The organism is Aureibaculum flavum, from assembly GCF_016406085.1.
Lineage (GTDB): Bacteria > Bacteroidota > Bacteroidia > Flavobacteriales > Flavobacteriaceae > Aureibaculum > Aureibaculum flavum.
The window spans coordinates 87,367-108,627 of sequence record NZ_JAEHFJ010000013.1; the positions used below are offsets into that span (position 1 = coordinate 87,367).

The window sequence follows — 21,261 nt, forward strand, 5'->3', positions numbered from 1 at the left end:
TTAAAAAGGTGTAATAGCTCCTACAAAAATTCTAAGCGAAAGTATAAAAAACAGGACTAAACTACAGCATGTTAAGTCATAATTTATGGGTAGGTATCAGACATTTATTATTTTCCCAATTCCCTTTTAGAGCTTCAATTGAAAGAATTTGTCCTTGACAGTCAAAAAAATTACCTGCAGCATCTTTTTTTAGCATCTTTAGTTTACCATCAAGAATGGCCTCAAACAAATAATTTATAATTGTACTTTTTGAAGCTGTTTTATACTTTTTACCCAATTCAGCTCCCACTTCGTTATTAAATAAATCCATATCTGAAGCTGGCTTATCAGGTAAAATTCCATCTTCCAATTGTCTTTTTTTGTAGGTTAGATAATTACCCTTTTCATGAGCCTTTCCTAAACCTAATGCCGCACTTTTTCCAATATACTGTGCAGATCTTGCCATCCAAAAACTATGTTTAAACGCATCTAATTGTCCACCATTAATATCTTTACCAATTGTATTTGTTTTAGCAATAGAATCAGTGGTAATTAATGCTTCTTTTGAAATTTGATATGCTTTTTTTGCTTTAAAAGGATGAAAAATAACCCAATTCCTTTCTGGCTTAGACAATTTTAAGAATGACTCTTTTAACCGTGGCGAACAATTTAAAAATAGAGCAAACAATAAAAAAGAAACTAGTATTTTTTTAGCAATAGTAAATAGCATTTTATTTCAATGATTTGATATAATTTTCGGTTTGCTTTTTCAGTTGTTCTTTACTCTTATTTATGGCGTTCTTTAAATCACCGTTTGAATCAGATGCCATATCATTTAATGAGTCCATTGTTTTTTGATACCAACCGTTCCAAGCGGTAAGAATTTCTATTTCCGTTTTAATATTGTTTCCATCCGCTAAGGATTTTTGAGACAATAAAAACTCATCTTTCAATCTTTTTTCAGCTCTTATGTTGACATTTTCTAATTCTGCTAACCCTGTTTTTGAATCTGAATTTAATAGCACAAAAGCACTTACCAAGGCTCCTGTACCGACATTTTTTAACGTTTCTTGAGACACCTTATCTATCCTATCATTATCCGTATGATAAAATTGATCTGTAAAATGCCACAAGAGCAATCCCGGAATATCAGCTTTTAAAAAGGGTGTATGATCGCTACCACCTTCAAATGGATTGGTATGCACTTCCCATTTTGCAAATTTACCTTGTTCTTCAAAGACGTTAAGAATAAAGTCATTCAAATAATGTGGTTTCATGTCTTTTAATTGCAATGGTCTACCTCCCCACTCTGTATGTTTATCATTTCCACGGGTCCAAATTGCACTCGGGTCTGGCATCTTTTCAATTAAAAAAGTACCTCCCGTCAAGGCTGTATTTTCGCCAACCATATCTAGACTAATTCCCCATTTTATATGAGAAGCCCTTAGACTATCTTCTTCTATATACCTTCGGGTAGAAACAATTTCATCTCCCCACAAAAAAGTTAATGTTCTATTTAAATTTGCAAGTTTATCACTAACAAGTTTAGCGGCTATTTGTGCCATTTCCAATTGAACACCAACCCCAGAAGCATTGTCATTTGCACCAGGCTCTTGAATATGGGCACTAAAAACAAGTCTTTCTTTAGGTGTAAGAGCTCCCTTTATTTCCGCAACAACGGTCAGTTCTTCTGAAGGATATATCTTTGTATTAATTTCAGCATGTACCTTTACGGGCCCTTCACTTAAAGCCTTTTTCAAGGTCTCTTTCGCTTGATAAGACAACGCCATACCCCAAAGGTTATTTTCGGCATACGGAATACTTCTAAACTGAATAGAGGTTACATTTTTTTCTGGTTGCAAATAATCAGGCATATTATAGGTTAACATTCCTAAAACTCCTTTTTCCATAGCCATTTTATAAACAGCATAAGGACTCATTTCTGCAAAAATTATTTTACCCTTTACATCCGTTTTTTCTAAGTCTTTTTTATCTTTTATATAAACTACCTCTGCTAGAACACCACCTTTTGGTGTTGAAGGTGAATTTAAATAGGTCATATTTCTATTGGAAGTCGATTCTAGCAACGGCAATTTTTCTCCTTCAATAGTTAAATGAGCATCAACAGGTTCCCAAGTAGGATTTTTTAGTGGTCTTTTTTCAATCCTATAGGTTAACCTATCCAATTCATTGGCATTCTCTTCTAAAACATAACCTGCTTTTTCCAACGTTTTGGCAATATGATAAACACTTTCATTGAACCCTTTATTACCAACTACACGCCAATATTGCTCTACAAAAGCAGTGGTTTCATAGGCTTGATTACCAGTAAATTCAGACCTCACCAATGAGAAATATTCTGAAGTCTTATCATTTGAATTTTGAGCAGTACTAATCGTAAAGAACAATACAGCAACGTAAAAAATAAAATTTTTAAACATAATATAAATTAATAACCGAAAACTACTAAATAAATATGAATTCTACAGCTAATACTCTCTAATATTTAATAAATTTGTAAGACTAATGTGAAAAAACAAGACCATGAAATACCATCCTATTGACAGCACTCTTTTTATAAAAAACCGCAAAAATTTCATGGCTCAAATGAGGCCGAATAGTTTAGCCGTATTTAATTCTAATGATATTTATCCGATAAGTGCAGATAGCACAATTCCTTTTGAACAACATCGTGATATTTTCTACTTAAGTGGAGTAGATCAAGAAGAAAGTATTTTAGTACTGTTTCCTGATTGCCCAAAAGAAAAGCATAGAGAAATTCTCTTTTTAAAAGAAACGAATGAACATATTGCCATTTGGGAAGGTGAAAAACTAACCAAAGAAGCCGCTTTTAAGACCAGTGGTATTAAAACCGTGTATTGGTTGCAAGACATGGAAAAAGTGCTCTTTGAATTAATGACTCAATGTGATACTGTTTATATTAACACCAATGAGCATTATCGTGCTTCTGTTGAAACTGAAACACGTGAAGACCGTTTTACAAAATGGTTAAAAGATAAATACCCAGCTCATAGTGTAGCTAAGAGCAACCCTATTTTACAACGCTTACGTTCTGTAAAAGATCAAATTGAAATAGACTTAATTCAGCAAGCTTGTGATATTACAAATAAAGGATTTAGACGCGTATTAAATTTTGTAAACCCTGGTGTTTGGGAATATGAGATTGAGGCTGAATTTATGCATGAATTTTTGATAAACAGATCTAAAGGTTTTGCCTATACACCAATTATTGGTTCTGGTAATAATGCAAACGTATTGCATTATATTGAAAACAACCAACAGTGTAAAGCCGGCGAATTAATCTTAATTGATGCCGGTGCTGAATATGCAAATTATGCAAGTGACATGACGCGTACCATACCTGTTTCTGGAAGATTTAGCAAAAGACAAAAAGAAGTTTACAATGCGGTAAATCGTGTTAAAAATGCAGCTACAAAAATGTTAATCCCAGGTACTGACTGGGCTGAATATCATGTAGAAGTAGGCAAAATTATGACGTCAGAATTACTTGGTTTACACTTATTAGATAAAGCTGATGTTCAAAATGAAGATCCAGACTGGCCAGCTTATAAAAAGTATTTTATGCATGGCACTTCTCATCATATGGGATTAGACACTCATGATTATGGTATTTTAACAGAACCCATGCAAGCGAATATGGTTTTTACGGTAGAGCCAGGTATTTATATTCCTGATGAAGGTTTTGGTATTAGAATAGAAGATGATGTTGTTATTCAAGAAAAAGGCGAACCTTTCAATTTAATGAGAAATATTCCTATTGAAGCTGATGAAATTGAAGCGTTGATGAATAAATAATTTTTTAGCCATTCAGAGCGTAGTGCAACGAAGCGAAGAATCTCAAGCAATAGTTAAAAATGTTCGAGATTCCTCGTCGTTCGTGCTTCGCTCTGTCGGGATTACAAAAGCCTGTTTTTAACTTGTTATAATTAGTGTATTTGTCATTGCGAGCGTAATGCAACGGAGCGATGAATCTCTCTTTTACACTTCCCCATAAACACGTTTAATATATTCCCCATTTAAAAAAGATTTAGCTTCTAACTCACTTTGGAGCGTGATACCTTTTGTTTTATTTTCTAACAACCATTGAATAGATTGCACCAAAGGTGCTGCTGTGGTCGTCTGAATTGCTCTGAGTAGATGTTTGCCTACCTTTTGAGGTTTTATATTATTAGCAACTTCATGGCGACGTAAAATGCCTTTCGCATCTTTACCCTCTACAGCCGCATAAATTACGACCTGATCATCTTCTATATTTGGAATTGTAGCTAACATATTTTTTTGCAAATCAGCAATTAAAGTATCTTTGTTTTTTAGCTCTTTCAATTGTGTATCTACCCAGTGGTAATGCCCCGGATGACGTAATGTTTTATAATCCAATTTACGTACTTTTCCACTTAGGGCATCTGGCAAATCAGCAGCTCCCCCAGAAGTCAAATCTTCCTCATAGGAAATGCCATCAATAATGATCGTTGCTCGTTCTGATAAAGCAGGAATTGTAATCTTTTTATAATCACGAATTGCAATACTATCTTTTATATATTCTGTAGCCACGCCCACGGGACTCCAAGTAAAACCATAGTAATGTGGTGCCACTGCATTTTTGGTTAAAGCACCCACTTTAAACTCCAATATATCAACGTTGTCAACATCATACTTTTTGCAAAAGTCTTGAAATATATAATTGGCTAACACATCAATATACCCTGGAGCCAATCCTGTTTGCAAGACAAAACCTGTATCGGCATTTTCAGCAAGCTCCATAATCTGATTAGTTTCAGCTACATATTCGGTAAGGTTGGCATAATTGAGCTTATAATCTTTCGCAAAACCAGCCATTTTTGGAGCCAATTTACCCGGCAAACAATCTAAAAGAGCATCACCTTTGCTAAAAATGCTAATCATCTCCTCCGTAACGTCATCTGAACTCAGATGAAAAGGAATTATTTCGCACTTTTTTGTCGTACCATTTTCTATCCACTTTGCAACTTTTTGAGCTTTAGCTAACGTCCTATTTCCAATATAAATTGTAGGTGTTATCGTGCTCCACTCTGCTAATATAAGTCCGGCAGCTTTTGCTATACCTCCCGCTCCGGCGATAATGATATTAAAATGTGTTTTCATAATTCGAAGTAATTAAGAATTACATTAAAGATAAGCATAATCTTTCAAGTTTACATTTTAGAACCCTCAAAAAAGTAAACCTTTCAATCTTAAAATATTGACCTTAAAATTAATTGTATACTATACAATAAAAACATTCGTTTGTGCGTTAAATATATATAATCGCTAAACATTTATTTATTGCATAAAATTACTTCAATAATAAGTATTAAACTCGTTAATTTCACATTGCTGATACTTCTCATAACAGCAACTCAGATTGGTTATGCACAAGCTGAAAAGAAAATTGGAGACATTGAGTCACTTAAAGTACCCAGTATTGAAGAATATGAACAACTTGTTTTTGAAGCTACTCAATATCTTCTCAGTAATCCAGTTAATGAAAAATCGGCCAAATTTGTAAGTTCCTCTAAAATTGTTTGTTTTTGGATGAATCAAGATACCGGTTATGGCATTCCGCTAGGAGGAAATTTCTATTATAAACTGAGAAATACCGACAACCAGCAGTATTTTTATGCGGTAAGTATTGTAAATTACCTCTTAGATCAAAAAATTAATCACAATCGCATCTTATCATGTATTGCCATTGAAGGAGAAACTTATAAACATCAAGAAGATGTAAAAGAAGTACGCCTTAAAGCCGCTGAAATATTTTTAGGCTTCGCTAAGAAACCTAAAAATAAAATTAAATTAACGGTTCGGTCTAAAAAGTATCTTAAGTTTTATAGAAAAGGGACACTCAACGAAAAGTTTCAAGAAGAGTTGGACGAATTACCTACCAAAAAAGACGTAGCCTCTCCGTTTATTACCTCTGTGCGACCTAACTAATTTTCAGTTACTACATTCACTATTCCCATCTTACGTTACACATCAATATTTAAAAATTTTAAAAAAAAATATTTGTTCATCTAATTATTAATCGTAATATTGCAATGAACAAATTAAACAACTAAAATGGGAGTATCTAAAACCGAAATGTTTACGGATTCACAAAATGAAATTGCAGTATTCGCCAAAGCCTTTGGCCATCCGGCAAGAGTAGCTATTTTACAATACCTATTTAAACTAAACGCATGTGTTTGTGGTGATTTGGTAAATGAAATAGGATTGGCTCAACCCACTATATCTCAACATTTAAAAGAGTTAAAACAGTTAGGTTTGATCAAAGGAAACGTAGAAGGAACTAGTGTTTGTTATTGCATTGATACCAACAACTGGACTAAAATGAAAAAACTGATGTCCGCCTTTTTAGATCAAGATATTACAAAAGAAAATTGTTGTTAACCTTAGATTATTATAAAAAATGAAAAACGAACAAGAATTAAAAGACATCGTTAAGGAACGTTATTCAAAAATTGCTGAACAAGGCAAAGCCGAAAACGCTTCATCATGTTGTGGTGCAACAACACCATCAAACAAAGTGTACAATATTATGATGGATGACTATTCTGAAACCGAAGGCTATAATGAAGATGCCGATTTAGGTTTAGGATGTGGATTACCAACACAATTTGCAAAAATAAAAGCAGGAGATACCGTAATTGATTTAGGTTCTGGTGCAGGTAATGATTGTTTTGTAGCTCGACATGAAACAGGTGCTGAAGGAAAAGTTATTGGTATTGATTTTACACCAATTATGATTGATAAAGCGAGAATAAATGCAGAAAAGCTCGGATACAACAATGTTGAATTTAGAACAGGTGATATAGATGATATGCCCGTAAGTGATAACATAGCTGATGTTGTTGTTAGCAATTGCGTTTTAAATCTTGTACCTAATAAAGAAAAAGTGATTGGAGAAATGTACAGGGTGCTAAAACCAAATGGTCATTTTAGTGTTTCTGATATTGTTTTAGTGGGTAATCTACCAGAGGCCTTAAAAGAAGATGCCGAAATGTATGCAGGTTGTGTTGCAGGTGCCATTCAAAAATCAGACTACCTGCAATTAATAGAAGCACAAGGTTTTCAAAATGTACAAATCCAAAAAGAAAAACCTATCGTTATTCCAGATGATATCTTAAGTAAATATCTTTCTGAAGAAGAGGTAAAAACGTTTAACCAAAAAGCAGTAGGCATTTTTAGCATTACGGTTTATGGAGAAAAGCCTGGATCAAAAGAAGAAAAACCAAAATTAAAGTTCTCTGAAATTGAAGGTGAATCTTGTTCACCAAACAGCGGTTGCTGTTAATTAGAAATTTTGAATTAATAAAATACAAACGCACACTAAAAATATGAAACTCTCAGAAATTAAAAACAAATTAAGTCAATTAGATAACATTGCCTTTCAATTGCCAAACGGCGAATTAGTGCCAACAAATTTTCACGTGACTGAAGTCGGTAAAATCACAAAGAATTTTATCGATTGTGGCGGCACCGTACGGAAAGAAGAAGTAGCCAACTTTCAACTGTGGGATGCCAATGATTATGACCATCGGTTACATCCAGAAAAATTAGTAAAAATTATTGAGCTTTCTGAAAAGGTCTTAGAAATTGGCGATTTAGAAATCGAAGTAGAATATCAAGGAGAAACCATTCAAAAATTTGGACTCGATTTTGACGGAAAAAATTTCTTACTCACTACAAAACAAACAGATTGTTTAGCAAAGGATAAATGTGATATTCCTGAAGGAAAACTCAACGTGAAATTATCAGATCTAAATAGCGAAGCTGCTTGTACGCCTGGAGGAAACTGCTGTTAATACGATCATGAAATTTGAACATATTAACGAAGATAATTTCAACCTTGTTTTAGAAATTTACAACGCAGGTATAACAACAGAAAAAGCAACTTTTGAAACGGAAATGCCCAACTTCGTAAAATGGGACAATGCACACCTTACTTTTGGTCGTATTGCTCTTTTTGACAACAAAATAATGTTAGGTTGGGGTGCTTTATCAAAAGTTTCAAATCGCAGTGTTTATATTGGTGTCGCAGAAAACAGTTTGTATGTTTCTCCATCATATCAAGGAGTGGGAATAGGTTCAAAAATTTTGAAAAAACTCATAGAAATTAGTGAAACCAATGGTATCTGGACATTACAATGTGGTATTATGCCTGAAAATAGTGCAAGCATCCATTTACACAAAAAGTGCGGATTTCGAGAAATTGGATATCGCGAAAAAATAGGTAAGCTTAATGGAGTTTGGAAAGACAACATTATAATGGAAAGAAGAAGTAAAAAAATAGGGATCTAATAACCAAAACTTATGAATAAATTAGTAGCAGAAATTATAGAAAATTTAGACCCATCACGTATCAATGGGCAACGTAAACATATATTACAACCACTTATAGATTTTATCCAATCTAAAGTAGATAACAGTGAAGAAATAAGGTTAAATTTTATTTGTACGCATAACTCACGTAGAAGTCATTTATCGCAAGTTTGGGCACAAACAATGGCCTTTCATTTTGGTATTAAAAATGTGTTTTGCTATTCTGGTGGTACCGAAGCTACAGCATTGTTTCCTATGGCAGCAACAACCTTACAAAACTCGGGTTTTGAAATACAGAAAATTTCTGAAAATGACAATCCTGTGTACAGTATCAAGTATGCTAAAAATGAGCATCCTATAATTGGATTTTCAAAAAAATTCGATGATGCTTTTAATCCTGAATCGAGTTTTGCCGCTATTATGACTTGCTCGCAAGCAGATGCTGGCTGTCCGTTTATTGCAGGTGCAGAAAAGCGAATTCCCATTACTTTCGACGATCCAAAAGCATTTGACAACACACCTCAGCAAGCAGAAAAGTATAACGAACGTAGTTTGCAAATAGCTACTGAATTACACTATGTATTTTCACAAATAAACTTCTAACATGGCAGCTCCCAAAAAATTAAGTTTTCTAGACAGTTATCTTACACTATGGATTTTCATAGCCATGGCTCTAGGTGTAGGTATTGGTTATTTTGTACCTTCATTTTCGGGCATTATCAATTCATTTAATAGCGGTTCCACAAATATTCCCATTGCAATCGGATTAATCGTAATGATGTATCCTCCTTTGGCTAAAGTTAATTATGCTCTGTTACCAAAAGTATTCAGAAATACAAAGATTTTATCCATTTCATTAGTATTAAACTGGATAATTGGTCCGGTATTAATGTTCTTTTTAGCCATCACATTTTTGCATGACTATCCTGAATATATGGTAGGGTTAATTTTAATAGGATTGGCTCGTTGTATTGCCATGGTTTTGGTTTGGAATGATCTTGCTGAAGGTAGTGCTGAATATGGTGCTGGATTGGTCGCTTTAAACAGTATTTTTCAAGTTTTCGCTTACAGTTTCTACGCATGGCTTTTTATAACCATTTTACCTCCTTATTTCGGATTTGAAGGTGCTATTGTAGATATTTCCGTAGCCACCATTGCAGAAAGCGTAGCCATTTATTTAGGTATTCCGTTTTTGTTAGGTATTTTAAGTCGACTGATTTTGGTAAAATTAAAAGGTGAAGATTGGTATACTCACAAATTTATACCGGCCATTTCGCCCTTAACATTAATAGCTCTTTTGTTTACCATTGTAATCATGTTTTCTTTAAAAGGAGAAATGATTGTAGAAATACCAATGGACGTATTACTTATTGCAATACCGTTATTAATCTATTTTACAGTCATGTTTATTATTGGCTTTTTCTTTACAAAAGCCATGGGTGCAGACTATGACAAAACTGCAGCCGTTGCGTTTACAGCAGCTGGTAATAATTTTGAATTGGCCATTGCAGTTGCCATTGCAGTTTTCGGACTCAATTCCGGACAAGCATTTACAGGGGTTATTGGGCCTTTGGTAGAAGTACCCGCTTTAATTTTATTGGTGCGAGTTTCCTTTTGGTTACGTAAAAAGTATTTTAAAACACCAATAGTATAAGTATAAAAAAATAGTGTCTACATTATAATAAATTACATAAAAAGAGACTTCACTTGGTGGAGTCTTTTTTGCATTACACTTTTTAAATCCACATGAATTTAATTCGAAAACGGATGTGTGAGGTTTTAAATGACTTTTATTTAGTAAATTTATCGTTTTAACAGCTAATATATAGACAATTAGCACATTATAATTTAAACGCTAAAACAATAATATGAAATCTCTAAATATAACCACAAACAATACTTCTAAAGTAAAGCGTCTTCAACTTAGTATAGCACTGCTGCTCTTTACTTTTATATCTTTTACAAGTACTTCCCAAAGTATTATTGGAGCATGGGAAGGTATTTCTACTGCAAAAGCCGATGACCAAATGAAGATTGTTGTTATTTATACTGAAGGATATAAAGTATTAACCGCTTACAATTCAAAAACTGGAAAGTTTATTGGTACCACTGGAGGCACCTGGAAATTAAATGGTGATACCTTAACGGAAAAATTAGAATTTGACTCCAATCTTTCAGAACGTGTAGGCCATGAAAACATTACTAATGTAACCATAACTGATTCAACAATTACAGCAGCAAATAGTCCTTTGAAATTGAAAAGAATTGATAGTGGAAAACCTGGTAAATTACAAGGGCCATGGCTGATGTCTGGTCGTGTTAAGGATGGTGAAACACAACAAAGAGACACTAGCAAACCCAGAAAAACGATGAAAATACTCTCAGGTACTCGTTTTCAGTGGATCGCTTACAATACAGAAACCAAACAGTTTATGGGTACCGGTGGCGGAACCTACACTACTAAAGATGGTAAATACACCGAAAATATTGAATTCTTTTCAAAAGATGATACCCGAGTAGGCAACAGTTTACAGTTTGATTATGAATTAAAAGAAGGCAATTGGCATCATTCCGGTTTATCAAGTAAAGGAGCACCTATTTACGAAATTTGGAGCGTACGAAAGTAATTTGGTTCTAACAACCTAATAGAATTCAACGTCAGCTCTAGTGTTATTTGTGTAATAAAATGAAACAAAAAAGGTATCGAGAACCAGTTCAATTATCACGAAAAGCCACTTAATTTATTTTGTTTTAATTAAAATAAAAAAATATATTTGTCGCAGATCGCTAAGCAAAATTCAATTTTCTATCTACACCCCAGAAGCTTTAAAATTTACACTTGTTTGCGAACTAAATGCTATCGCTATTCAAAGAGATCGCTAAAATCAGGTTTTATAATTGTACTATAAAACACAAAAAGAAATCGTAAAAAAGAACAAAATGCAGTTGTTAGTCTTCATCTGAAAAGCTGAAGTTACCAACCTTTAAAAATTTGATTATTTATGGAAATAAAATTTTCAATAGAACCTGAATTTCTTAAAGTTGAATTAAACGGAAGTTTTACGCAAGACGCTTTTGTTGACTTTTTAAAACTATTAGGAAAAAAAGATTCAGAATTCATTTATATTGATGCTTCTCAATTACAAAACACCAATCTTACCTACCAAGAACGTTTTGACATTGTAAATGTTTCCGTAGCAAATCTCAACTTCATTGCGAAAATTGCCATTGTATGGCCAGCCAGAGATATTAATAATTTTATAATTGATAATATGCAACGACACGGACACAATATTCAAATTTTTGGAGAACCAAACCAAGCGAAGCGATGGTTGCTAAAAAAAGGGTAAGAAAACACGCTTATTTTAGCAATTAATAACTTGCAAATATTGTAGATAATTAAAATTTAAACGCCCAAAACAAATACCGATGAAAAAATTAATACTCGGATTATTAGTAACAGTACTATTCATTAGCTGTAAGAAATCGAATGAAATAGATAATTTAAAAGAATTCTGTAACTACACTATTGCATGTTATAAAAATGATAATAGATCAGAAGCCATTGCATTGAGAATAACAAAAGACGATTTAATGAACGTCATAAGCTCAATGACGATGCTAGAACCCAATAAAACAAAAGAATTAGAAGTCACAGAAAATAGAGCCAAAGACGGTTATTTTGACAATACAAAATTAGAAAAAGCGTATTCTGAATTTAGAACGAAACAAAAAGAAGATTTTTGGAAAAACTGTTCCATTGAAAGTTATGGTTATATGGAAACTGAAGATTTTTTTGGGTTTCAAATGGCAGAACCTATGGTTGTTTTAAAAAATGGAGAAAGAACCGCAAACTTCAAAATAGGCGAATTAATAAAAACCGACAAAGGATGGAAAATTCTTGGAGGTGGACCCGATTGGAAATAAAAACCGCATACAACACTTGCAATATATAAATATGGTAGATTTTTCCTTTGGAACACCAAAAGGTGTGGGCTTATTTATTAAATTTATAGCAAAATCAAAAAAATTAACCGTACACCTAACGCTTGCAATAATATAAAATGACGGTGCACTCCAAAAGTAATTAAATGAAAAAAAATATTTCTTATAAATTACTATTTCTTTGTTTATTAATAATTGGCTTCAGCTCTTGTAACATAAAGCAAAAGGAGTCTGAGAAAAATGAAATTTCAAAAATTGAGAATGAAAAGGCATTTAATTCATTAATTTTAAAACATTTAAATGCAGTACAAAATAAAGACTTAAATACTTTAAAATCTACAATGTCTCCAAAGGGCAATATGGAATTAATTCAACCAAGTTCTGAAATTGTATATTCAGTTGATGGATTTATGAAATTTCATCAAGAATGGTTTAAAGTACCTAACTGGACAATTAGCACAAAAATATTGAGTACTGATATTGGAGATAAATTTGGTGTAGCCACAACAGAATTTTTGTATAAAGAACCAGAAAGAAATGGAAAACCATATTTTAATAGACTAATTGTTACTTATACTTTAGAAAAAATAGATAACAATTGGTATATCATTAAAGACCATGCGAGTTCAATTGAAAAAACAATAAATTAAATACTTTTTCCAACAAATAACTTAGCTTACAGAAGTCATTATCACTAAACAAAAAACCCATTGTTATCCATTTACCAAAAAAGCCTTAACATATCTATTGGTTTACCTGCTAAATGACAACATTGGTAAGAGAAATAACCCTCCAGACACTTTAGGAGTGGTTAAACGTAAGTTGACAATAATTTAAACAAAATGAAAAACATAATCTTTATTATAATAACTTCTATTACAACCATCTACCTATCAAATACTGCAATAGTTGATACATCATTAATTACAAAACAAAGTGTTATAAACGGAAATTATATTTTAACAATCGACTATCAGTATGATAATGAAGGAAGGATAATAAAGGAATCTTTAAATAATTACGAAATTAATAAAGATGGAGATTCAATACAGACAACTTATGCAAATGTTAAGCCTGCAGTTTATAAGTATTTTACTGACAGTATTTTAATTGAAGTAAACAACACTTGGAGGAAATTAGTTTTGAACAAAAAAACCCTATTTACTAAAGATATAAGTCCCAATAGTTTTTCAAAAGTAAAAAAGCTAACAACTCGTTTAAGACATACTTACAATTCAAATGGTTTTGTAATTAAGACGGTTTTATTTGATGATTATATAACCTACTCTTACTCGACAATATATGACTATGAGTATTCAAATAAAAATCTAGTTAAAGAGACACAAACTAATCGCAATATTGGGTCAGACAATACAGTTACGGAAGACTCTTATTACATCGAATACGAATATTTTAAAAATAAACTCAATTCAATTGGAAACATCAATTTCGGAAAAAAATATCTTGGTAAATCCAGTAAAAACTTAATCAAAAAGGAAATAGGCTCTAATGGTTATATTGCAAATTATGAATATGAATTTGACAAAAATGGAAATGTTACCAAAAAGAGTATTTTCAATAATAAGGATGGAATAAAGACTAGAGAATTTAATTACGAATATAACTAACCAATATACGTATAGATAACTGATTGTCCCATTAAAATACAACCAACAAGAATTGAAGATAGAACATATTAAGTAACATATTTTGAAATTATGAATACGTATCGTTTTAATGGAGACTGGAAATTTAAATTGGAATTAGAAGAGTTTTCTGAAATTTTCACATTTGACTCAATCGATGCTCTTAAGTGGAAGAGAGATCAAATTGATATTAAGATACTTGATGTACATAATGAAAATCCATGTCCAGAATCCGAACAGATAAATGCGATAAATTATGTAATCATTAATCAAGAGAAGATTGTAGAAGAAGTTTTTAAAATAGTAAGAGATCAATTAATTCCATATTATAAATCTATACTTGGAGATGATTCTGAAACTTTTATCCCCATTAAAAGTAAAGAAGATTTGTCAAATTATCTCGGTATTAGTTCTATCAATATATTTAATCACTTTAAAAATGATATTGCCTATGTAATGTTATATTTCAATTCATTTCGTTGCGATTCAGAACACGGTATAAACTTAATCTTTCATAAAGACAGATTTATAGGAACTCATGAGGATTTTAAGGAAGCTTATGAAGATATTGGACTCGACTATAAAGAAACTTTAAGAGAAATAAGCAATAAGAATCAAAAGCAATTTGAGAATAAAGATTATAAATTTCATGAATCTACATCTGATAGATATTCTTTAAAACCATGGCAACAACAAGAAAATAGCATTTACCCATTTAGACTTCTTCAAACAGACCAACAAGATAAGTTTGTTGCATTTATGGAAAATAAAGGGTTTCATTTAAATTATGGCATAACTTCATTGATGAGAATTGCAGAAAATAATGGTCATGAAAAAGCAATAGCTATTCTAAAGAACAAATAACGCCAAAAACAGCTATAATTTATTATGGTTATATGTATATTGTAGGTAAGCTATAAAAAATGACAGGAATATAACTAACTCTAAACTATGGAAAAAGATTCTTTTAGTGGGCTTTCATGGATGACAAAAGAAATGAAAGATGAAATACACAAGCGAGATAAAATTGTAAGTGATGAAGATATGGAGGGTCTCTTTTCATTAAGTGATGATTCGGATTTTTCCATTGCATTACATGAAATCCTTATAAATAGATACGCTAAAAACCCGGACTCATTAAACCCAATCCAATTAAATTTATTTTTATGTATGCATTTGGAAAATGCAGGTCAAGCTGATAGTATACTAACCTTTTTACAAGAATGGTTTCCTGACAAGGAACAACAAATAATAAAATCGCTAAATGAGATTGGAGCAATTAAATCTGCTAAAATCATAAAACAAGCAGTTGAATTACTTCCCCAAAATGGAAGTTGGTTTTTTGAAAGTTCAGATGAAAATTCTGAAAGACTAATGAGAAAATTTGACATGGAATTTTCAAATTATCCGGATGGCCCAATGAGAGATTTACATCGAAAGTATGCTGAAAAACACAAAAACCAATTTTGATTACCACATGCTACGCAACCATACAATGCATTTAGCGTCATTCTTTTAAAATAAGTAAAGTATGAAAACCTCTTCTTCAATCAAAAATTTGACACTTTTACTCGTTACACTATTCATATTCAATAGCTGCACAAAAGATGACGATACCATCTCCTATGATTTGACAGGTAGTTGGAAAGTGGTTTACTTTAGAGACGGAAATAAGAAAATTACGAAATCAGAAGACAATACATGGCCCGATATTAATAATGGTGACATCACTGCTATTTTTACGGCTCCGGACAGCAATGGAAAAGCAACCGTTTCTGGAATTACGGTTTCTAATGGATACACTGGAGACTACACAATTCAAAAGACTGGAGAAATAGAAATTGGCCCCATTACAACTACATTTATAAATGAACCTGAGTGGACAAAATTATATAAAATTAGTTCGGTTCAAGAGTTTGAAATTAGAAACACAAACCTTTTTATGTATTATAACAACAAGAAAAATACGATTGTGTTTGAGCGGAATTAGGCCAACTATATTTTTAGAATTACACTGTTAAAAAAAAATACCTAAACCTCTTACTACCAAACATTTATTCGCTATTTGTAACTTTTTTACAACTTAGCTTACATCAATTAATAACGCTAAACAAAAATCACAATTTTCTCCCTTCCTACCGAAGTCTTAAAAGTTAGATTGCCTTTAGTTGTTAACTACTTAACCGCGTTTTCAATTATTGTTTCTGCCTGTTCTGTTGAAGTCCAAGTTAAAGTATTTCGATTAAACAATTGAAAATCACCGCCATCATCCCACAGAATGGTTAATAAATCCCTTGCAGTTGCTTCTTTAGCATAAAACGCAGCATATTCAATACGATTTTTAACCGCTATAGTCTTTTTTGTTGCCCATTCTCCCAATATAACAGGGCGTTTTTCTTCAACAATCCATTTTTGTCTAATTTTATCAAACTCGGCTCTCAAATCTGCTTTGTCTTGATCAGACCCCCATGTTCCTTGACCTTCTAAGGCAAACAAATAGGGAAAATAAGAATGTAATGAAACAATAATCTTTGGGTCATTATTTGGAATAACTAATCCGTTCATTGCGTCAGGGCTAGTGCTTGCAGCCCATGTAGGTATCATAAGATGCCTTTTAGCATTGTTACCACCAGTTGCTCTTATAGCATCTACTGATGTTTTAAGAAAATCGTTAATAATATTTCGCCCCTCAAGAGTACCTCCACTCCATTCCTCCGGAATGTTTTTGATTCTAGGTTCGTTCATTACTTCAAAAATTAAAGATTCATTGTATTCTTTAAAATAGGTAGCAACTTGTGTCCATAGACTGTGCATACGCTTTTTAACATTCACAGCTAAGGAGGGTATAGGTTTGGCCCACTCATTATCATGGTGTAAATCTATTATTACATGCATTTGATTCTCTAAACCATAATCGACTACCTTTTTAATTCTTTCAAGGTAATTCAATTCAATTTGATAAGGTGCTATAGCACTTTGATTCCACTCCCAAGTAACAGGTATTCTTAGCGTTTTGAATCCCATCTCACTTACCGCATCAATTATTGCTTTATTGGGAAGTGGATTTCCCCAATCGGTCTTATCTTTGGAAATCACATCAAAACTATTTCCAAGATTCCATCCTACACCCATTTCAGCTACCAATTCAAAAGAACTTATATCACGAGCTTCACCAATTCCGGGCATACTTGAGTCTACCGTAGCAGTGGGCAAGTCGGGTTGTAAATCTTGTACAGGGATTGGCTCAGTAATCGTTGGTGTTTCATCTGATTTACCACAAGAAGAAAGGCATACGAACAAAGCAGCTACTCCAATAATCATAAGATTTCGATTAGTGGATTTTTTAAAAATTTTTGATTTCATATCATCATTTTATTTCTAATCAAATTTAAGAATTTATTCAAAGATTATGTCATCATTAAGAAAATGATTACCATTTATTTTATGATTTTAATCGAAGTGAAACAACCGATTGGTATTCTGACAGAATCGACCGTTAGAAAGAGTTCAGCTAATGCCATTTTTGCTCAATTAAAGTGTATTATCACGATAACTATCGAGATCAATTACTCATAATTTATGACGTACACATTACTGCAATTATTTATAATACAGCAATAGCACACATTAAACGACGTATAAAGTACGTCAATTAACTTGTGTTACGCCAATTAATGCGTATATTTGCCGTGAATAAAGCGTCAATTATAAAAATGTACTTACATCAAAACAAAGACTGGCCAAACTTTAAATGGGATAATGACACTATACTGCCATACGTAAGTAAGGTTCGTAATCTACAAGGCAGATTAATAGGGAAAATGGAAGGTATAGGGTTCGAACTTAGAGAGGAGGCGGTACTTGAAACTATCACAGAAGATGTCATTAAATCAAGTGAGATTGAAGGAGAGTTATTAAACCCTGAAGAAGTCAGATCTTCGGTGGCTAGAAGGTTGGGAATGGAAATATCAGGGTTATCTAATGCAAGTAGAGGTGTTGAAGGTGTAGTAGAGATGATGTTGGATGCAACTCAAAAATACAAGGAACCCTTAACTAAGGATAGAATATGCGGATGGCATGCTGCCCTATTTCCAACGGGAAGAAGTGGAATGTACAAGATTACTGTAGGAGATTGGAGAGGTGATAAGGGTGGTCCAATGCAAGTAGTATCAGGTCCAATGGGAAAGGAAAAGGTACATTATACGGCTCCGGAAGCTCCAAGATTAGAAGAGGAAATGAATCAGTTTATATTGTGGTTCAATTCGGACACAAATATGGAACCAGTAATTAAATCGGCCATAGCACATTTGTGGTTTGTAAGCATTCATCCTTTTGATGATGGCAACGGAAGAATTGCAAGAGCTATAGCAGATACTCAACTAGCCAGAGCAGATAGAACTAATCAACGATTCTATAGCATGTCTGCACAAATAATGAAATATAAGAAGGGCTATTATGATATTTTAGAATCTACTCAAAAGGGAAGCATAGATATTAGCCAATGGCTCGTATGGTACTTTGAACGCCTTACAGATGCACTTGAGATAACCAATCATACTTTAGCTAAAATATTAATAAAAGCTAAGTTTTGGGAGCTGTATAAAAACACTCAATTTAATGAGAGGCAAATCGAAATGATAAATAAACTCCAAGGCGATTTCGTTGGAAAACTACATTCATCCAAATGGGCTAAAATAACAAAAGTACATAGAGACACCGCACGGAGAGATATTCAAGATTTAATAGAAAAAGGTGTCTTATCTGATTCAGGTGAAGGTGGTAGAAGTACAAACTATATTTTAAATCTTCCTAACCTTGAATTATAAATTCTGAAATAAAGAATGTTAAAAACACATAACAAAAACTACCTCAACACAACCGATACCCAAATATTTTTAGCAAATTCATTATATTTTTGTGCAAATGCATTTAAAATAGTTGTACTTCAAACAACTCATGTCCTACATAGAATAGCACTAGCAACGATAAACCCAACCTAACACCCTAACATTTACATCTTTATTAGTTGTTTTATTGCACTTTTTTTCTAACTTAGCTTGCAAGTATGTAACGCTAAACAAAACCCCAATTTTCTCCCTTCACCCAGAAGCTATAAAATTTCGATTTTCTTTAGTAATTAATAAATTAACTACATATACGCTATAACGCTCTCGACTCATTGGTAATCGTTTTATAGAGGTTAGTAAATAGTACAGATAAAACTTAAAATATGAAAAAGGACAAATTGAAAATTTTCAAAATTATCGGAATTACCTTCTCGATTATAGTAATATTATTATTCCTAGATTTTGCTATCGGAGAAATTTCAGAAGGTTGGACGAATCCAAAATAATTTGAAGGCAAATACAAATTAATCCTCCCAACACTGCGGAAGGCGTCATATGTACACTTTAACTAAATACATACACTTATGAAACAAATCATATTTATACTAATCTCGTTTTTCTGTTCATTTTCTTTTGCTCAATCCAACTATGATGAAATCATAAACAAAACGATTGAAAATCATGACAAGTCAAGAAGTGATAGTATAGTAAGAGCTTTAGGTTATAAAGGTGGAGACAAAATAAAAGTTTATGCAATATTTCAGGTAAATAGCAACGGAGAAATACATGACATTAGAGCAAGAGGACCTCATAAACATTTTGAAGAAGAAGCCATAAGAGTTGTTAGTGAAATTCCGAAGCTAGACCCAAATAATAGCCTAAAAGAAGGTCAGAGTATGAAGTATACTTTACCCATAACTTTTGTTATTGAAACTGATGCTGAAAAAAAGAAAAGGGAAAGAAAAGAGCAACGGAAAAAGGAAAAAAATAACTAGTTAAAATACGAGCGAAGCTAAATTTGAAAATTTAACAAATGGGATTCCAAAATCTATTAGAAATTAAAGGAGAATTTAATATCGTCAAACAACACTTTTTTGACGATGCAAAAAATAACAATTCCAGTCGAATCTATGATGCTGGAAAGAAAACACCATTCTATTTTCTTTGTCCTAATTGTAAATTAATAAGTACAAATATAAATCACATGGATTTATTGAATTCTAGTGAATTTAAGATTTCCGAAAAATCGTTTAAGAGCTTTGGAATACACAAATTGACAGACTATTTTAAAATAATAAAATGCTCTGAATGTAGAAATCAATACTATGTTGGAATCGAATATTCTGAACCAAATAATTGTCGAACGGTTTATTCTGTAAAAATAATTTTGGAGATTGAAAATTCAGTGAAATAAAACCGTCCAACAGCTCTGCATAAAAACTAGTAAAGTTTACTTAGACCATTCAAGTTTTGAATAAAAATTTGAAAGCAGCTATAACCCCCTAACATTTACGCCTTTATTAGTTGTTTTATTGCACTTTTTTTCTAACTTAGCTTGCAAATATGTAACGCTAAACAAAACCCCAATTTTCTCCCTTCAACCCAGAAGCTTTAAAATTTCGATTTTCTTTAGTAATTGATAACTTGAAGACATATACGATAGATCTACAATGTAGTTATACATATGTTGTAGGCAATATAAAAACAAACTATGGGAGTAATTCAAGCTTTAAATTTTACAGGAGGTTCCAATCAAGTCGGATATAATACTGAACCGAATGAATGTCCTTTTTGTCATAAGAAAATAACATCAAGAATTTACCAAGCATTCATTAAAGACGAACTTTTGGAAATAATATATCGTTGTCCTGATTCTGATTGCGGAAGAACATTTATTGGAGTTTATCAAAACGAGTTAATAAGTGGAAATACTTGGCGATTTAATTTAAAATCAACATCTGTTGGAACTTTTATAGAAGCCAATTTTTCAGATAATGTAAAAGCCTTATCTGCAAATTTTGTTGAAATCTTTAATCAAGCGTCTAAAGCCGAATCTCTGAGTCTTAATCATATCGGTGGAATAGGCTTTCGAAAAGCACTTGAGTTTTTAATCAAAGATTATTTGATATCTAAAAAGCCTGATGAAGAGGCAAATATAAAAGCCAAATTTTTAGGCAAATGTATTAAAGATGATATTGACAACGTTAACGTTAAAGAAATGGCGGAAAGAGCGACTTGGTTGGGTAATGATGAAGCACATTACGTGAGAAAATGGGAAACCAAGGATATTGATGACTTGAAATTACTCATTAAAGTTACTCTACATTGGATAGAAATGGAACTTTTAACAGAACAATACAGAAGTGAAATGTAATAAATACTGCCTACAACAAAGAACTGAGCTAAAAAACAAACAATTTCTTCATTAAATTTACACACTATTATTCTAGGCTCAAAATACGATT

The 21,261-nt window shown here is 32.4% G+C and carries 24 protein-coding genes; 20 read left to right on the forward strand and 4 right to left on the reverse strand.

Translation table 11 applies throughout. The features are described from left to right. Positions 1-76: 76 nt before the first annotated feature. Together JBL43_RS18555 and JBL43_RS18560 are read right to left on the reverse strand one after the other, a co-directional pair. A complete protein-coding gene (locus JBL43_RS18555; protein WP_198842860.1) occupies positions 77-709 on the reverse strand; it encodes a DUF6973 domain-containing protein in 633 nt (210 codons plus the stop codon). A gap of 1 nt (position 710) precedes the next feature. Continuing rightward, positions 711-2,420 carry a M28 family peptidase gene (locus tag JBL43_RS18560; RefSeq protein WP_198842861.1) on the reverse strand — a complete coding sequence of 570 codons (1,710 nt, stop codon included), beginning with the start codon at positions 2,418-2,420 and terminating at the stop codon, positions 711-713. Between the two features lie 103 nt (positions 2,421-2,523). Between JBL43_RS18560 and JBL43_RS18565 the strand changes: the two genes are divergently transcribed. Beyond that, positions 2,524-3,816 (forward strand): aminopeptidase P family protein, encoded by a 1,293-nt coding sequence (locus JBL43_RS18565; protein ID WP_198842862.1) that lies wholly within the window; start codon positions 2,524-2,526, stop codon positions 3,814-3,816. Positions 3,817-3,999: 183 nt separating this feature from the next. Here JBL43_RS18565 and JBL43_RS18570 read toward each other — a convergent pair whose 3' ends face one another. Then, positions 4,000-5,142: a saccharopine dehydrogenase family protein gene (locus tag JBL43_RS18570; RefSeq protein ID WP_198842863.1), complete on the reverse strand. Its 1,143-nt coding sequence runs from the start codon at positions 5,140-5,142 to the stop codon at positions 4,000-4,002. A gap of 180 nt (positions 5,143-5,322) precedes the next feature. Here JBL43_RS18570 and JBL43_RS18575 point away from each other — a divergent pair, with 180 nt between their 5' ends. The 15 genes from JBL43_RS18575 to JBL43_RS18645 all read left to right on the forward strand — a co-directional run bounded on the left by JBL43_RS18575 (position 5,323) and on the right by JBL43_RS18645 (position 15,939). Further along, entirely contained in the window at positions 5,323-5,970 is a 648-nt protein-coding gene (locus tag JBL43_RS18575) for a hypothetical protein (RefSeq protein ID WP_198842864.1), read from the forward strand. A 126-nt stretch (positions 5,971-6,096) separates the two neighbouring features. Beyond that, positions 6,097-6,426 (forward strand): ArsR/SmtB family transcription factor, encoded by a 330-nt coding sequence (locus JBL43_RS18580; RefSeq protein WP_198842865.1) that lies wholly within the window; start codon positions 6,097-6,099, stop codon positions 6,424-6,426. Positions 6,427-6,445: 19 nt separating this feature from the next. Beyond that, positions 6,446-7,330, forward strand: a complete 885-nt coding sequence (locus JBL43_RS18585) for an arsenite methyltransferase (protein WP_198842866.1) — start codon at positions 6,446-6,448, stop codon at positions 7,328-7,330. Positions 7,331-7,373: 43 nt separating this feature from the next. Continuing rightward, positions 7,374-7,841, forward strand: coding sequence for a DUF6428 family protein (locus JBL43_RS18590; protein WP_198842867.1), 468 nt, complete (start codon positions 7,374-7,376; stop codon positions 7,839-7,841). 7 nt (positions 7,842-7,848) lie between these two features. Next, entirely contained in the window at positions 7,849-8,337 is a 489-nt protein-coding gene (locus tag JBL43_RS18595; protein WP_198842868.1) for a GNAT family N-acetyltransferase, read from the forward strand. Between the two features lie 12 nt (positions 8,338-8,349). After that, entirely contained in the window at positions 8,350-8,961 is a 612-nt protein-coding gene (locus JBL43_RS18600) for an arsenate-mycothiol transferase ArsC (protein WP_198842869.1), read from the forward strand. Position 8,962: 1 nt separating this feature from the next. Continuing rightward, positions 8,963-10,012 (forward strand): ACR3 family arsenite efflux transporter, encoded by a 1,050-nt coding sequence (arsB, locus tag JBL43_RS18605; protein WP_198842870.1) that lies wholly within the window; start codon positions 8,963-8,965, stop codon positions 10,010-10,012. Between the two features lie 214 nt (positions 10,013-10,226). Continuing rightward, positions 10,227-10,985 carry a DUF4488 domain-containing protein gene (locus JBL43_RS18610; protein WP_233098831.1) on the forward strand — a complete coding sequence of 253 codons (759 nt, stop codon included), beginning with the start codon at positions 10,227-10,229 and terminating at the stop codon, positions 10,983-10,985. A gap of 375 nt (positions 10,986-11,360) precedes the next feature. Continuing rightward, entirely contained in the window at positions 11,361-11,708 is a 348-nt protein-coding gene (locus JBL43_RS18615; protein WP_198842871.1) for a hypothetical protein, read from the forward strand. 79 nt (positions 11,709-11,787) lie between these two features. Continuing rightward, positions 11,788-12,285 carry a hypothetical protein gene (locus JBL43_RS18620; RefSeq protein ID WP_198842872.1) on the forward strand — a complete coding sequence of 166 codons (498 nt, stop codon included), beginning with the start codon at positions 11,788-11,790 and terminating at the stop codon, positions 12,283-12,285. A gap of 164 nt (positions 12,286-12,449) precedes the next feature. Continuing rightward, complete coding sequence (locus tag JBL43_RS18625; protein WP_198842873.1) at positions 12,450-12,953, forward strand: YybH family protein; 504 nt, start codon at positions 12,450-12,452, stop codon at positions 12,951-12,953. 192 nt (positions 12,954-13,145) lie between these two features. After that, the gene (locus JBL43_RS18630; protein WP_198842874.1) at positions 13,146-13,931 is read left to right on the forward strand and encodes a hypothetical protein; all 786 of its coding nucleotides are present in this window, start codon (positions 13,146-13,148) and stop codon (positions 13,929-13,931) included. Between the two features lie 90 nt (positions 13,932-14,021). Further along, positions 14,022-14,813, forward strand: a complete 792-nt coding sequence (locus JBL43_RS18635) for a DUF6985 domain-containing protein (RefSeq protein ID WP_198842875.1) — start codon at positions 14,022-14,024, stop codon at positions 14,811-14,813. Between the two features lie 87 nt (positions 14,814-14,900). Beyond that, complete coding sequence (locus tag JBL43_RS18640; RefSeq protein WP_198842876.1) at positions 14,901-15,419, forward strand: DMP19 family protein; 519 nt, start codon at positions 14,901-14,903, stop codon at positions 15,417-15,419. Between the two features lie 61 nt (positions 15,420-15,480). After that, positions 15,481-15,939 carry a hypothetical protein gene (locus JBL43_RS18645; protein ID WP_198842877.1) on the forward strand — a complete coding sequence of 153 codons (459 nt, stop codon included), beginning with the start codon at positions 15,481-15,483 and terminating at the stop codon, positions 15,937-15,939. Between the two features lie 185 nt (positions 15,940-16,124). Here the strand turns inward: JBL43_RS18645 and JBL43_RS18650 are convergent, their stop codons facing one another. Further along, positions 16,125-17,312 carry a glycoside hydrolase family 5 protein gene (locus JBL43_RS18650; protein WP_198842878.1) on the reverse strand — a complete coding sequence of 396 codons (1,188 nt, stop codon included), beginning with the start codon at positions 17,310-17,312 and terminating at the stop codon, positions 16,125-16,127. 350 nt (positions 17,313-17,662) lie between these two features. Between JBL43_RS18650 and JBL43_RS18655 the strand changes: the two genes are divergently transcribed. The 4 genes from JBL43_RS18655 to JBL43_RS18665 all read left to right on the forward strand — a co-directional run bounded on the left by JBL43_RS18655 (position 17,663) and on the right by JBL43_RS18665 (position 21,170). Next, on the forward strand, positions 17,663-18,775 hold the full coding sequence (locus JBL43_RS18655) for a Fic family protein (protein WP_233098832.1): 1,113 nt from the start codon (positions 17,663-17,665) through the stop codon (positions 18,773-18,775). A gap of 404 nt (positions 18,776-19,179) precedes the next feature. Beyond that, positions 19,180-19,302 carry a hypothetical protein gene (locus JBL43_RS20375; RefSeq protein WP_262896276.1) on the forward strand — a complete coding sequence of 41 codons (123 nt, stop codon included), beginning with the start codon at positions 19,180-19,182 and terminating at the stop codon, positions 19,300-19,302. 78 nt (positions 19,303-19,380) lie between these two features. Then, positions 19,381-19,791 (forward strand): energy transducer TonB, encoded by a 411-nt coding sequence (locus JBL43_RS18660; RefSeq protein ID WP_198842880.1) that lies wholly within the window; start codon positions 19,381-19,383, stop codon positions 19,789-19,791. Between the two features lie 716 nt (positions 19,792-20,507). Then, positions 20,508-21,170 carry a DUF4145 domain-containing protein gene (locus tag JBL43_RS18665; RefSeq protein ID WP_198842881.1) on the forward strand — a complete coding sequence of 221 codons (663 nt, stop codon included), beginning with the start codon at positions 20,508-20,510 and terminating at the stop codon, positions 21,168-21,170. Positions 21,171-21,261: the final 91 nt, after the last annotated feature.